The sequence below is a fragment of the Pseudomonas sp. FP597 genome, assembly GCF_030687435.1.
Taxonomy (GTDB): Bacteria; Pseudomonadota; Gammaproteobacteria; order Pseudomonadales; family Pseudomonadaceae; genus Aquipseudomonas; species Aquipseudomonas lactucae.
Map to the genome: position 1 here is coordinate 5,303,665 of NZ_CP117432.1, position 14,738 is coordinate 5,318,402.

The following is a 14,738-nucleotide window of genomic DNA, read 5'->3' on the forward strand; positions in this document are numbered from 1 at the left end:
AGCAAATTGGGTATGTGATAGCAATTGGTGTTTTGTGAGCGTCGAACTTTCGGTTCATCTCGTCTTCACACACCGCAATCTGGCGCCTTCTCAGGTCAGCAAATTGCTTGGGTGTTATATGGTCAAGCCTCACGGGCAATTAGTATTGGTTAGCTCAACGCCTCACAGCGCTTACACACCCAACCTATCAACGTCGTAGTCTTCGACGGCCCTTCAGGGGACTCAAGGTCCCAGTGAGATCTCATCTTGAGGCTAGTTTCCCGCTTAGATGCTTTCAGCGGTTATCTATTCCGAACATAGCTACCCGGCAATGCCACTGGCGTGACAACCGGAACACCAGAGGTTCGTCCACTCCGGTCCTCTCGTACTAGGAGCAGCCCCTCTCAAATCTCAAACGTCCACGGCAGATAGGGACCGAACTGTCTCACGACGTTCTAAACCCAGCTCGCGTACCACTTTAAATGGCGAACAGCCATACCCTTGGGACCGGCTTCAGCCCCAGGATGTGATGAGCCGACATCGAGGTGCCAAACACCGCCGTCGATATGAACTCTTGGGCGGTATCAGCCTGTTATCCCCGGAGTACCTTTTATCCGTTGAGCGATGGCCCTTCCATACAGAACCACCGGATCACTAAGACCTACTTTCGTACCTGCTCGACGTGTCTGTCTCGCAGTCAAGCGCGCTTTTGCCTTTATACTCTACGACCGATTTCCGACCGGTCTGAGCGCACCTTCGTACTCCTCCGTTACTCTTTAGGAGGAGACCGCCCCAGTCAAACTACCCACCATACACTGTCCTCGATCCGGATAACGGACCTGAGTTAGAACCTCAAAGTTGCCAGGGTGGTATTTCAAGGTTGGCTCCACGCGAACTGGCGTCCACGCTTCAAAGCCTCCCACCTATCCTACACAAGCAAATTCAAAGTCCAGTGCAAAGCTATAGTAAAGGTTCACGGGGTCTTTCCGTCTAGCCGCGGATACACTGCATCTTCACAGCGATTTCAATTTCACTGAGTCTCGGGTGGAGACAGCGCCGCCATCGTTACGCCATTCGTGCAGGTCGGAACTTACCCGACAAGGAATTTCGCTACCTTAGGACCGTTATAGTTACGGCCGCCGTTTACCGGGGCTTCGATCAAGAGCTTCGCGTTAGCTAACCCCATCAATTAACCTTCCGGCACCGGGCAGGCGTCACACCCTATACGTCCACTTTCGTGTTTGCAGAGTGCTGTGTTTTTAATAAACAGTCGCAGCGGCCTGGTATCTTCGACCGGCATGGCTTACGGAGCAAGTCCTTCACCCTCACCGGCGCACCTTCTCCCGAAGTTACGGTGCCATTTTGCCTAGTTCCTTCACCCGAGTTCTCTCAAGCGCCTTGGTATTCTCTACCCAACCACCTGTGTCGGTTTGGGGTACGGTTCCTGGTTACCTGAAGCTTAGAAGCTTTTCTTGGAAGCATGGCATCAACCACTTCGTCGTCTAAAAGACGACTCGTCATCAGCTCTCGGCCTTAAGATCCCGGATTTACCTAAGATCTCAGCCTACCACCTTAAACTTGGACAACCAACGCCAAGCTGGCCTAGCCTTCTCCGTCCCTCCATCGCAATAACCAGAAGTACAGGAATATTAACCTGTTTTCCATCGACTACGCTTTTCAGCCTCGCCTTAGGGACCGACTAACCCTGCGTCGATTAACGTTGCGCAGGAAACCTTGGTCTTTCGGCGTGGGTGTTTTTCACACCCATTGTCGTTACTCATGTCAGCATTCGCACTTCTGATACCTCCAGCAAGCTTCTCAACTCACCTTCACAGGCTTACAGAACGCTCCTCTACCGCATCACTTACGTGATACCCGTAGCTTCGGTGTATGGTTTGAGCCCCGTTACATCTTCCGCGCAGGCCGACTCGACTAGTGAGCTATTACGCTTTCTTTAAAGGGTGGCTGCTTCTAAGCCAACCTCTTAGCTGTCTAAGCCTTCCCACATCGTTTCCCACTTAACCATAACTTTGGGACCTTAGCTGACGGTCTGGGTTGTTTCCCTTTTCACGACGGACGTTAGCACCCGCCGTGTGTCTCCCATGCTCGGCACTTGTAGGTATTCGGAGTTTGCATCGGTTTGGTAAGTCGTGAGACCCCCTAGCCGAAACAGTGCTCTACCCCCTACAGTGATACATGAGGCGCTACCTAAATAGCTTTCGAGGAGAACCAGCTATCTCCGAGCTTGATTAGCCTTTCACTCCGATCCACAGGTCATCCGCTAACTTTTCAACGGTAGTCGGTTCGGTCCTCCAGTTAGTGTTACCCAACCTTCAACCTGCCCATGGATAGATCGCCCGGTTTCGGGTCTATTCCCAGCGACTAGACGCCCTATTAAGACTCGCTTTCGCTACGCCTCCCCTATTCGGTTAAGCTCGCCACTGAAAATAAGTCGCTGACCCATTATACAAAAGGTACGCAGTCACCCAACAAAGTGGGCTCCCACTGCTTGTACGCATACGGTTTCAGGATCTATTTCACTCCCCTCTCCGGGGTTCTTTTCGCCTTTCCCTCACGGTACTAGTTCACTATCGGTCAGTCAGTAGTATTTAGCCTTGGAGGATGGTCCCCCCATATTCAGACAAAGTTTCTCGTGCTCCGTCCTACTCGATTTCATGACTAAGAGATTTTCGCGTACAGGGCTATCACCCACTATGGCCGCACTTTCCAGAGCGTTCCGCTAATCTCAAAGCCACTTAAGGGCTGGTCCCCGTTCGCTCGCCACTACTAAGGGAATCTCGGTTGATTTCTTTTCCTCAGGGTACTTAGATGTTTCAGTTCCCCTGGTTCGCCTCTTGCACCTATGTATTCAGTACAAGATAACCATCTTATGATGGCTGGGTTCCCCCATTCAGACATCTCCGGATCAAAGTCTGTTTGCCGACTCCCCGAAGCTTTTCGCAGGCTACCACGTCTTTCATCGCCTCTGACTGCCAAGGCATCCACCGTATGCGCTTCTTCACTTGACCATATAACCCCAAGCAATCTGGTTATACTGTGAAGACAACATTCGCCGAAAATTCGAATTTCTCGTTAAGAGAACTCACAAATTTTACCTTAGCCTGATCCATTACCAGTGAAAGTAACGGTCAGTCTATCTTTCTATCACATACCCAAATTTTTAAAGAACGATCTAATCAAAGACTAGAAATCAATATTCATCAACGAATATTCATTTCTAAACTCTAACAGCAGAAACAGTTAATGGTGGAGCCAAACGGGATCGAACCGTTGACCTCCTGCGTGCAAGGCAGGCGCTCTCCCAGCTGAGCTATGGCCCCATAACAAAATTGGTGGGTCTGGGCAGATTCGAACTGCCGACCTCACCCTTATCAGGGGTGCGCTCTAACCAACTGAGCTACAGACCCAATTTCGAGCGCAACTGATTAGCTAAGAGCTATCAGCTTGGAGCTTAAAGCTGTTTCTATCGTCTTCTTCAATGAATCAAGCAATTCGTGTGGGAACTTATGGAGCAGCTGATGTCGTCGATTAAGGAGGTGATCCAGCCGCAGGTTCCCCTACGGCTACCTTGTTACGACTTCACCCCAGTCATGAATCACACCGTGGTAACCGTCCTCCCGAAGGTTAGACTAGCTACTTCTGGTGCAACCCACTCCCATGGTGTGACGGGCGGTGTGTACAAGGCCCGGGAACGTATTCACCGCGACATTCTGATTCGCGATTACTAGCGATTCCGACTTCACGCAGTCGAGTTGCAGACTGCGATCCGGACTACGATCGGTTTTGTGGGATTAGCTCCACCTCGCGGCTTGGCAACCCTCTGTACCGACCATTGTAGCACGTGTGTAGCCCAGGCCGTAAGGGCCATGATGACTTGACGTCATCCCCACCTTCCTCCGGTTTGTCACCGGCAGTCTCCTTAGAGTGCCCACCATAACGTGCTGGTAACTAAGGACAAGGGTTGCGCTCGTTACGGGACTTAACCCAACATCTCACGACACGAGCTGACGACAGCCATGCAGCACCTGTCTCAATGTTCCCGAAGGCACCAATCTATCTCTAGAAAGTTCATTGGATGTCAAGGCCTGGTAAGGTTCTTCGCGTTGCTTCGAATTAAACCACATGCTCCACCGCTTGTGCGGGCCCCCGTCAATTCATTTGAGTTTTAACCTTGCGGCCGTACTCCCCAGGCGGTCAACTTAATGCGTTAGCTGCGCCACTAAGAGCTCAAGGCTCCCAACGGCTAGTTGACATCGTTTACGGCGTGGACTACCAGGGTATCTAATCCTGTTTGCTCCCCACGCTTTCGCACCTCAGTGTCAGTGTTGGTCCAGGTGGTCGCCTTCGCCACTGGTGTTCCTTCCTATATCTACGCATTTCACCGCTACACAGGAATTCCACCACCCTCTACCACACTCTAGTCAGTCAGTTTTGAATGCAGTTCCCAGGTTGAGCCCGGGGATTTCACATCCAACTTAACAAACCACCTACGCGCGCTTTACGCCCAGTAATTCCGATTAACGCTTGCACCCTCTGTATTACCGCGGCTGCTGGCACAGAGTTAGCCGGTGCTTATTCTGTCGGTAACGTCAAAATTGCAGAGTATTAATCTACAACCCTTCCTCCCAACTTAAAGTGCTTTACAATCCGAAGACCTTCTTCACACACGCGGCATGGCTGGATCAGGCTTTCGCCCATTGTCCAATATTCCCCACTGCTGCCTCCCGTAGGAGTCTGGACCGTGTCTCAGTTCCAGTGTGACTGATCATCCTCTCAGACCAGTTACGGATCGTCGCCTTGGTGAGCCATTACCTCACCAACTAGCTAATCCGACCTAGGCTCATCTGATAGCGCAAGGCCCGAAGGTCCCCTGCTTTCTCCCGTAGGACGTATGCGGTATTAGCGTCCGTTTCCGAACGTTATCCCCCACTACCAGGCAGATTCCTAGGCTTTACTCACCCGTCCGCCGCTCTCAAGAGAAGCAAGCTTCTCTCTACCGCTCGACTTGCATGTGTTAGGCCTGCCGCCAGCGTTCAATCTGAGCCATGATCAAACTCTTCAGTTCAAACATCTTTGGGTTTTTAAGAAACCCTAAACTTGGCTCAGCAATCGTTGGTTACATCTTTGATTTCTCGCGGAGTAACTTGTGATGCTGATAATCTTGTTGACTATCAGTCTGACTCCACAAGCACCCACACGAATTGCTTGATTCAGTTGTTAAAGAGCGGTTGGTTAAGAGCTTTCGTCTCAACCGAGGCGCGCATTCTACAGCAGCCTCATTTTCTGTCAAGCGGTTATTTTCAGAAGCTTTCGAAGATTTCTTCAACAACTTCAACCACTTGCGCTTCAGATCTCTCGTCAGCGGGAGGCGAATAATACAGCATTGAATTACGTGGTCAACCCCCTTTCAGAAATCTTTTCCCTGACTTAACCGCGGCGCCAAAGGCGCCTCCTTATATAAGGCGGGGGCCGCACGCATCCTCCCCCTTGGACCCTCTATAGATGCAGCCAAGCGCCTGGACGATGCTTTAACCGCAGCAGGTCTTTTTTTTCACACGAGGAACAGTGATCATCGCCTCCCCCAACCGCGAGGAACCGAAACCATGGAATTGATGCTGGAAGCTGTTGCCCTCTTTGCACTCAAGCTCGTGCACGAGACAGACGACGGCAGCCCGGTGTTGAGAGACGACCTGGTAATGGACGGGTATGAGCGGGAGGTGTTTGGGTTGTTGGTGCGGCAGGGGGATCTTCGCGGGATCCTGCTTAAGATTGATGAATGTGTTACGCAACTGCTGAATTGCTTGGGAGGCGTTAACACTGTGTTGGGCCGCGAACTGCAGCGGTTGGCCAACGATGTGCAGAACATCCATCAGCTCAACGAACTTCGCCCGCCGCTAGCCCTCCTCAAGGACTATCTGAAAGACATCCAATAATGTCTGCGATCAACATCCAGGCCAGGTAGGCCGCCATGCCGGTGCGACAATGCTACCTGGGCTGAAAGGTCTCAAGGTAGGCCAGGATGTTTTCGATCTTCTCCTGGTCACTGATACCCCAGAAGATCATGCGCGTGCCGCTCACAACGTTCTTGGGCGCTTCGATATAAGCGGCGAGTTTGTCGCGAGTCCACACCACGCCGGAGTTTTTCATTGCATCGGAATATTGATAATCGGTCGTGGTTCCCGCCGGCCTTCCGATGATGCCATTGAGCTGCGGTCCAAACCCACCCCGTGCGCCTTCGCCGACGCTATGGCAGCCACCGCAGGTCTTGGTGAAGAGCTTGCCGCCCGCCTCGGCGTCACCGTCCGCAAGAGCCGGGGCGGTGTTGAGGATCAGGACGAAAGTGAGTAAGGCGTACTTCATGGCGGGTTCCACATTGGCGGGTACGGCGAATTATGCCTGCTTGCCAGGATCGTGCCGTACATCCCGGCAAACACGCAACCTAGACAGCTCGATCGACCACCCATCGTTTAAAAAACATCCAATCGAACCTAATCCTCCACTGCCCACTCCACCTAACTGAACCCTGATGGTGGAGTAAGGATCATGGCTCAGCCATCGATTTTGGTGCTGGAAGACGACGAGATCATTCGGGCGTTGATGGTGGATGTGCTGGAAGATTTCGGCGCAGTAGTGACGTCGTTTCCTTCGGCGGATGACGGAATGATTTACCTGGAACGGGGCGATGAACCGGTGGACCTGATTGTCAGCGACATCCAGATGCCGGGATTGCTCAATGGCTATGACTTGAGCCGCGTGGTGGCCCACCGCTGGCCGGAGGTGCGAGTGTTGCTCACATCCGGCAACACCAAGCTCGCGGCGCAACTGGGCGGATCGGTGCGGTTCCTGCCCAAACCCTGGAGCACCCGACATCTGCTTGAATGTGTGCAAACGGCGCTGGCCTCGCAGGGGCCGTGCATGCACTGATAGCGTCGCGACATCATCCAAACCGAACTTCAAGGTAGCCGCTGCGGTCATTAGAGAGCAACGAGCGATTATTCTGATAGCTGGTCAGGTTTTTCGTTTTGCGCGTACAGAGAATGGTCATGAGTTGTGTAGAATCGTCGCCCATTTTCTTGCGTCATTCATGGCCGGCAGGCCCACAGTTCGAGCTTATTGAATGCATTCACAGGCCCATGACGTCAGTGCGCCCCCATTGCTGGAAGCATTGCGCAAGGGCACGGCCCTGCTGCATGTAGCCCTGGAAAAACGCTTGCCGTTTTTTTCCGACTGCCTGGATGCCGGCGCTTACCGACGCTTGCTCCAGGCGTATTACGGATTTTACGCGCCGATGGAAGCGGCGTTGCGTGACTGTGAATTGATCCCTGAAGGATTCGACCAGGCACTGCGTGTAAAAACGCCGACCCTGGTGAGCGACCTGCGCGCCCTCGGCCTGAGCGACAAGGCCATCAGCGCCCTGCCCCGCTGCGCCCATTTGCCATGCCTCGACACCCCGGCCGCCTGTCTCGGGGCGCTGTATGTGCTGGAAGGCGCGACTCTGGGTGGCCAGGTTTTGCGCCGGGAAATGCTCCGGCGTCTAGGGCTGGACGAGAGTAGCGGCACTGCGTTCCTCAATATATACGGTGCCGAAACCGGTCGACGCTGGAAGGAATTTCTCGATTACCTGGGTCGCATGTCACTGGACACCTCAGCTACACAGAGGGCGGCGCAAGCGGCCCGATCGACATTCAGCTGCTTTGAGCAATGGCTCGACAGCCAGGAGGTACTGCTATGAAACCCGATGATTTTGAAGAGCTGCTTGCCAACTGCGCCGACGAGCCCATTCGCTTTCCGGGAGCGATCCAGCCTCATGGTGTACTGCTGACGTTGTCGGAACCTGGCCTGAATATCATCCAGGTCAGCGCCAACGTCGGCACATTGCTCAACCGTGCGCCCGAGGCGCTGCTGGGCCAGCCGCTGCACACGTTGATCGGCGCGGAGCACGCGCAGGCCGTGCAGACCATGGCGGAGCACAACACGTTCTTCGACGCGCCGACGCTGCATGTCACCCTCAATGGGGCGACGTTCGAAGGCTTGCTGCATCGCCATCAAAACGTGCTGGTGCTGGAATTCGAACCACACCTGGAGGGCTTCAAACCGCGCGCGCTGCAAGGCCGCACGAGTAATCTGGGCAAAATGTTGCAACGTTTGCAGTCGGCGAAAACCCTGCAGGCGCTCTACGAAATCAGCGTGAATGAAATTCAGGCCATGACCGGCTATGACCGCGTCCTGATCTACCGTTTCGAAGAAGAAGGCCATGGCCAGGTGATCGCCGAAGCGTCGGGGCCGTCCATGGAGCTGTTCAACGGGCTGTTCTTCCCCGCGTCCGACATTCCCGAGCAAGCGCGCGAACTGTATCGCACCAATTGGCTGCGCATTATTCCCAACGCCGCCTACGAGCCGGTGCCACTGCTGCCCAAGTTGCGTCCCGACACCGGCGAGCCGCTGGATCTGAGCTTTGCGACCTTGCGCAGTGTGTCGCCGATTCACTGCCAATACATGCAGAACATGGGTGTGCTGTCGTCCATGAGTATCTCGCTGATGAAGGGCGACACACTCTGGGGCCTGATCAGTTGCGGCAACCGTGAACCACTGATGGTGCCTCACGATTTGCGCATCGCCTGCCAGACGATCGGCCAGGTGCTGTCGCTGCAGATCAGCGCCATGGAAGCGCTGGACCTGAGCCGTCAGCGCGAAGAAAAAGTCGATGCCCTGGCGCGCCTTGACCGGGCGATGAAAGCGTCGGACGACAACGTGTTCGATGGGCTGGCCCAACAAGGCCAGTTGCTGATGGACCTGACGCTGGCCGGCGGCGTAGCAATCATTGAAGACAAACAATTGCACCGCTACGGTAACTGCCCGGAGCCGGCGCAGATCCGTGCGTTGCACAAGTGGCTGCAAGAACGCGGCGAGCCGGTGTTCTCCAGTCATAACCTGGTTTCGGTGTATGCGCCGGCCTTCGAGTTCCAGCAGGTGGCCAGCGGTGTCCTGGCCATGAGCCTGCCTAAGCCGGTGGACAACGGCGTGCTGTGGTTCCGCCCGGAAGTGAAAGAGAACATCAACTGGAGCGGCGACCCTGAAAAACCGCTCAACCTGGAAAGCTCGGACGCCGGCCTGCGTCTTCGCCCACGCACCTCATTTGAAATCTGGAAAGTGGTCATGGCCGGCATCTCCACCAAGTGGAGTCACGGCGACCTGTTCGCCGCCAACGACCTGCGCCGCTCGGCCCTGGAAAACGACCTGGCACGCCAGGTAAAGCGCGAGCAACAAGCCGTACGGGCGCGTGATGATCTGGTGGCGGTGGTGTCCCACGACCTGCGCAACCCGATGACCGTCATCTCCATGCTCTGCGGCATGATGCAAAAAGCGTTCAGCTCCGAAGGCCCTCACACCTCGCGGCGGATTTCCTCTGCCATCGACACCATGCAACAGGCCGCCGGGCGTATGAATGTGTTGTTGGAAGACTTGCTCGACACCTCGAAAATCGAGGCCGGGCGCTATGTGGTCAAGCCGGTGGCACTGGACGTGAGCCAGATGTTCGAAGAAGCGTATTCGTTGCTCGCGCCGCTGGCGATGGAAAAGGGCATCGACCTGTCGTTCAACGCCGAGCCTGGTCTGCAAATCAACGGCGACCCGGAGCGCTTGTTCCAGGTGCTGTCGAACCTGATCGGCAACGCCATCAAGTTCACTCCGCGCCAGGGCAATATCGGCATCAGCGCCATGAGCAATGGCGAAGAGATTGTGTTTTCGGTACGCGACTCCGGCGAAGGCATCGCGCCCGAGCAGTTGCCTTACGTGTTCGACCGCTATTGGACCCAGACCGAGAACAATCCCACAGGAAGCGGGCTGGGGTTGTACATTACCCAAGGTATTGTCCAGGCCCATGGCGGCAAGATTGTGGCTGAGAGTGAAGTGGGCCGCGGCAGTGAGTTCCGATTCACGGTGCCCAAGGTGCTGGAAAGCTCACCTTCCTGACGCGGTAGCAATGCGCGACTATTACAGCGCATTGCGAAATGGGTTGGCACACAATCGCGCTGCGTTTGTACTGGAGGCCAGGGACGCTCCCACCTCCTCCCACCGCTGATGTTGGCATCAACGACCGCAGCGATGATGCTCGAGAAGGATCGAGGCATAGCCGTCACGTTTTGCCACAAGCTGTTTATAGATAGCCCGCCCCGCGCCGCTATTAAGTTGGTCCGGCTTCACTTTGGCAGGTGAAGCTTTTTTCCATACTTATTAAAAGGAAACTCTTATGCTTGGCGCTATCAACTCTACACTGGGCAACTTCCAATACCCTCCCCTGCAGCAGGACGATGCAATCTCCCAGCGCAAGAAGCGCAGCATTGAGCAATACCCCTTTCAACTGAACGCTCAGGAATCTGACGGCTCGACGCACACTGACGCGCGCAGGGGCCGCAGCGGCGGATTGGACTCGCTGGGCAAGGGCAACTTGCTCTAACCCTTGATACGAAGGGCTGTGCACGGCCCTTCGTATTTTCATAACGGCCAGCCTTAACAAAACACTGACATTCATTGCGTTAACCTTGCCGGTTCAACCCTGGTCGAGCCTCTTCCTGCATGCCGCACCCTGACACCCTGCCGGACGTTATCGTCGGTCCCCTGCTGCGGCGGCTTGAGCCCCGACGCCTGGTACTTTGGCTGGTCGGTAGCCGTCCTCTGGACATGATCCTGAGACTGCACGTGGCCGAGCAATGCCTGGATATACCCCTAGGCCAGGTTCACTGCCAGGTCATTCCGGTGGGGCGCCACGCGTTTATCCATCTGATCGACGTGCCGTTGGACGACGCGCTGCCGCTGGATGTGGCCATCGACTACGACCTGTTGGTCGACGGTATCGGCATTACACAGTGGGCGCCGCATCTGCTGTATGCCAACCGGCAAACCCCGAATTTCATGTTGCACAGCCGTATCCATCAATTGGTGCATGGCTCGTGCCGCAAACCTCATCACAGCGCCAACGAAGGCCTGCTCTGTGTCGATCGCCTGCTGGCGAACACCACTACCTCGGCCGATCGCCCGGCCTTGCTGATGATGAGCGGCGACCAGGTGTACGCCGACGATGTGGCGGGGCCGATGTTACGGGCGATCCATGCGCTGATCGCGCGCCTGGGCCTGTTCGATGAGCATCTGGAGGGCGCCGTGGTGGATGACAGCGCCAGCCTCTACGAACATCACGCCAGTTACTACCATCGCGCCGATCTGTTGCCGGCGCTGGACAGCAATGAGACGCTGCGCGAGCGGTTTTTCGGCGGCGCGAAAAAGCCGATTTTCACCAGCAGCACCGCGGACAATCACTTGGTGACCTTCGCCGAAGTCATGGCCATGTACTTGCTGGTGTGGTCACCCATACCCTGGCGCCTGATCACCGCGCAACCGCCGCAATTAGGCGCTGAAGAACAGTCGCGTTACACCCGCGAGCAGGCACGGATCGACACCTTCCGCGAAGGTTTACCAGGGGTTGCACGGGCATTCGCCCATCTGTCCACCTTGATGATCTTCGACGACCACGACATCACAGACGACTGGAACCTCAGCGCCCAGTGGGAAGAAACCGCCTACGGCCATGCGTTTTCAAAACGTATCATCGGCAATGCCTTGCTCGCCTACTTGCTATGCCAGGGCTGGGGCAACAACCCGGATGCCTTCGGCGACCCGGTGGAGCAAACCCGAAGACTGACCACCCAAACGCACGACAATCACCTGGATGCCGCCACGCAGGACGACCTGTTGGCGACCCTGTTCAGGTTCCAACAGTGGCATTACGTACTGCCGACGACCCCCGCGCTGGTGGTGCTCGACACCCGTACCCGGCGTTGGCGCAGTGAGTTCACCCTCAAACAGCCGTCCGGCCTGCTGGATTGGGAAGCGTTGAGCGAACTGCAACAGGAACTGCTCGACCACCCCTCGGCCATCATCGTCTCGCCCGCGCCCATTTTTGGCGTCAAGCTGATCGAAACCGTGCAGAAGATCTTCAGTTGGTGCGGTCATCCGCTGCTGGTGGATGCGGAAAACTGGATGGCCCACCGTGGCGCGGCCCAGGTAATCCTCAACATCTTCCGCCACTCGCGCACACCCGGTAACTACGTGATTCTCTCGGGGGACGTGCATTACTCGTTCGTCTATGAGGTGCTGATCCGCCATCGCAACGCCGGCCCACGGATCTGGCAGATCACCAGCAGCGGCATCAAGAACGAATTCCCCCCGCGCTTGCTGGAATGGTTCGACCGCCTCAACCGCTGGCTCTATTCGCCACGCTCGCCGCTCAACTGGTTCACGCGCCGACGCACCATGCAGGTGGTGCCGCATATCCCGGAACATGCCGAGGCCGGTGAGCGGCTGTGGAATTCAGCCGGGATCGGCCAGGTATTTTTCAATGAGCAAGGCCAGCCTGAAGCGATCTACCAGCACAACGCCAACGGCAAGCCACGCACGCGGATGAAAGCGCCGCAGCAATAGCCAATTGCCACTTAACGCCTAATATGCAGTGACCCTATTCAAAGCGCCCGAGCCACGTTGTACAGTTAGCCCCAGCCACGGAGTATCGGCGTCAACATGGGTCCGCCTCGGTAGCCCGCCCAGGCAAGGAGCGCAAAGATGAACGATATTTCCGGCAATCGCTCGTTGACGCAGGATGCCGCTCTCGTCAACGCCGATATATTGCATACCCTCCTCGAATTGGTCAGCGATGGGATCTGGGACTGGAACGCCAATACGGGGTTCGTCTACCGCAACCCGGGTTGGTACGAAATGCTGGGCTATCCCCGCCACTCCCTGGATAACAACATATTCACCTGGGAAAACGTGATCCACCCCGACGACTACAACCAGGTGATGGCGCTGTTTGACGACTACCTCCACCGTCGTTCCCCCAGCTTCCAAACCGAATACCGGTGCCGCAAAAAAGATGGCGGCTATCTGCTGATCGAAGACCGGGCCTACGTGATTGCGCGCAACCCCGACGGCTCGGTGGCGCGAATGGTCGGGGCGTTGCGGGACCTGCAGGTACGCAAAAGCGCCCTCGAACAACTGGAGCAACGCAATCTGTCGCTTGAGGCCCTGGTGGCGGAACGCACTCAAGAACTGTCGCGCGTCCACCAGCAGTTGCAACTGCAGATCAACGAAAATCGCCTCTTGGCCGAGCGTGACGCGCTGACCCTGATCGCCAACCGCTATCGGCTGCAAAAAGTGCTGCTGGATGAGTGCAACCGCGCCCAGCGCTTTTGTCTCCCGTTGGCGCTGATCGCAATAGATATCGACAATTTCAAACCGATCGCCGATCGCTACGGCCATGCCGTGGGCGACCAGATCCTGCTGCGAGTGGTGGAGTGCCTGGAAAGCTGCGTTCGCCCCGGTGATCTGCTGGCCCGCTGGGGCGATGATGAGTTCATGGTGGTCCTGCCCGAAAGCTCGCTGGACACGGCCAGAGCGCTGGCCGAAAACATCTGCCTACAGATAAGAAACACGCCGGTGCACGACAGTTTTAACGTCACCCTGAGCCTGGGTGTGGCCGAGCACCTTACGGATGAATCCCCCGCCGCACTGATGGCGCGTGCCGATTCAGCGTTGTATCGCGCCAAGGCAGCGGGGAAAAATAGCGTGTCAGCGTAGGCCCCTTGTCAGCGCACCGGCGGCGCGTATTGGATGCCACCGTTGTTCCACAGCGCATTGAGCCCGCGCTTGATCTTCAACACGCTGCCCTGGCCGATATTGCGCTCGAACACTTCACCGTAGTTGCCCACCTGCTTGACGATCTGCACCACCCAATCCCGGCGCAGCTTCAGGTCCTTGCCGTACTCGCCATCAGCCCCCAGCAACCGCGCCACGTCCGGGTTCTTGCTGGTCCTGGCTTGCTCTTCGACGTTCTGCGAGGTGATGCCCATCTCTTCGGCGTTGAGCATGGCGAACAGGGTCCACTTGACGATGCTGAACCACTCGTCATCGCCCTTGCGCACCAGCGGTCCCAGGGGCTCCTTGGAAATCACCTCCGGCAGCACCACGAACTCCTCCGGGTGAGCCATCTTGATGCGCTGGGCATACAGGCCCGACTGGTCCGTGGTCAGCACATCACAACGCCCGGCCTCCAGGCCCTTGGCGCTTTCGTCAGCGGTGTCGAAGGTGATCGGCGTGTATTTCATGCCATGGGTGCGAAAGTAATCGGACACGTTGAGTTCGGTGGTGGTGCCCGCCTGGATGCACACGGTGGCGCCGTTCAATTGTTTGGCGGCGGTCACGCCGAGCTTGTTGTTCACCAGGAAGCCGATGCCGTCGTAGTAGGTAACGCCGGTAAACACCAGCCCCATGCCCGAATCACGGGAGCTGGTCCACGTAGTGTTGCGCGAGATCAGATCGATTTCGCCGGATTGCAGTGCGGTGAAACGCTCTTTGGCGGTCAGTTGGGTGAATTTCACTTTTGAGGCATCACCGAACACAGCGGCCGCCACGGCGTGGCACACATCCACGTCGATGCCGGTCATCTTACCCTGGCTGTCAGGGACGCCAAAGCCTGGCAACCCGTCGCTCACGCCGCACTGGATAAAGCCTTTTTTCTGGATCGCGTCCAGCGTGGTACCCGCGTGGGCACTGCCGGCCAGGCCCAGGATGACGGCGACGCTGACCGCGGCCAATGAGGTCTTGAGGTGTTTCATGCGACTCACTCCTTGTCGAACTTTATAGGTCGGCGCCGTACCACCCACGCCATTTTTTGTTGTCCGGCAGTATCC

General features: G+C 56.4%; 9 protein-coding genes, 2 tRNA genes and 2 rRNA genes. 7 read left to right on the top strand and 6 right to left on the bottom strand.

The window, feature by feature from the left end; genetic code table 11:
* Window positions 1-118 precede the first annotated feature (118 nt).
* The 4 genes from PSH66_RS24320 to PSH66_RS24335 form a co-directional block, all read right to left on the bottom strand.
* Window positions 119-3,008, bottom strand: a 23S ribosomal RNA gene (locus PSH66_RS24320).
* A 236-nt stretch (window positions 3,009-3,244) separates the two neighbouring features.
* Window positions 3,245-3,320, bottom strand: a tRNA-Ala gene (locus PSH66_RS24325).
* A 10-nt stretch (window positions 3,321-3,330) separates the two neighbouring features.
* Window positions 3,331-3,407: transfer RNA gene (locus PSH66_RS24330), tRNA-Ile, on the bottom strand.
* Between the two features lie 122 nt (window positions 3,408-3,529).
* Window positions 3,530-5,065: ribosomal RNA gene (locus tag PSH66_RS24335) — 16S ribosomal RNA — on the bottom strand.
* Together the 16S and 23S rRNA genes with 2 tRNA genes alongside form the textbook arrangement of a ribosomal RNA operon.
* Window positions 5,066-5,603: 538 nt before the next feature.
* Here PSH66_RS24335 and PSH66_RS24340 point away from each other — a divergent pair.
* On the top strand, window positions 5,604-5,933 hold the full coding sequence (locus PSH66_RS24340; RefSeq protein ID WP_003175990.1) for a hypothetical protein: 330 nt from the start codon (window positions 5,604-5,606) through the stop codon (window positions 5,931-5,933).
* A gap of 52 nt (window positions 5,934-5,985) precedes the next feature.
* Here the strand turns inward: PSH66_RS24340 and PSH66_RS24345 are convergent, their stop codons facing one another.
* The gene (locus PSH66_RS24345) at window positions 5,986-6,360 is read right to left on the bottom strand and encodes a cytochrome c family protein (RefSeq protein ID WP_003175991.1); all 375 of its coding nucleotides are present in this window, start codon (window positions 6,358-6,360) and stop codon (window positions 5,986-5,988) included.
* Between the two features lie 183 nt (window positions 6,361-6,543).
* Between PSH66_RS24345 and PSH66_RS24350 the strand changes: the two genes are divergently transcribed.
* From PSH66_RS24350 to PSH66_RS24375, 6 genes are all read left to right on the top strand, one after another.
* The gene (locus PSH66_RS24350) at window positions 6,544-6,924 is read left to right on the top strand and encodes a response regulator (protein ID WP_003175992.1); all 381 of its coding nucleotides are present in this window, start codon (window positions 6,544-6,546) and stop codon (window positions 6,922-6,924) included.
* Window positions 6,925-7,117: 193 nt separating this feature from the next.
* On the top strand, window positions 7,118-7,732 hold the full coding sequence (locus PSH66_RS24355) for a biliverdin-producing heme oxygenase (RefSeq protein ID WP_003175993.1): 615 nt from the start codon (window positions 7,118-7,120) through the stop codon (window positions 7,730-7,732).
* Window positions 7,729-9,972 carry an ATP-binding protein gene (locus tag PSH66_RS24360; protein ID WP_305427780.1) on the top strand — a complete coding sequence of 748 codons (2,244 nt, stop codon included), beginning with the start codon at window positions 7,729-7,731 and terminating at the stop codon, window positions 9,970-9,972. Before PSH66_RS24355 ends, PSH66_RS24360 begins: the two co-directional genes overlap by 4 nt.
* Before the next feature lie 277 nt (window positions 9,973-10,249).
* Complete coding sequence (locus PSH66_RS24365; protein ID WP_003175995.1) at window positions 10,250-10,456, top strand: hypothetical protein; 207 nt, start codon at window positions 10,250-10,252, stop codon at window positions 10,454-10,456.
* 119 nt (window positions 10,457-10,575) lie between these two features.
* Complete coding sequence (locus PSH66_RS24370; protein WP_305427781.1) at window positions 10,576-12,474, top strand: alkaline phosphatase D family protein; 1,899 nt, start codon at window positions 10,576-10,578, stop codon at window positions 12,472-12,474.
* A gap of 138 nt (window positions 12,475-12,612) precedes the next feature.
* Window positions 12,613-13,626: a diguanylate cyclase domain-containing protein gene (locus PSH66_RS24375; protein ID WP_003175997.1), complete on the top strand. Its 1,014-nt coding sequence runs from the start codon at window positions 12,613-12,615 to the stop codon at window positions 13,624-13,626.
* Window positions 13,627-13,634: 8 nt separating this feature from the next.
* Here the strand turns inward: PSH66_RS24375 and PSH66_RS24380 are convergent, their stop codons facing one another.
* The gene (locus PSH66_RS24380; RefSeq protein WP_003175998.1) at window positions 13,635-14,663 is read right to left on the bottom strand and encodes an amino acid ABC transporter substrate-binding protein; all 1,029 of its coding nucleotides are present in this window, start codon (window positions 14,661-14,663) and stop codon (window positions 13,635-13,637) included.
* Between the last annotated feature and the right edge of the window lie 75 nt (window positions 14,664-14,738).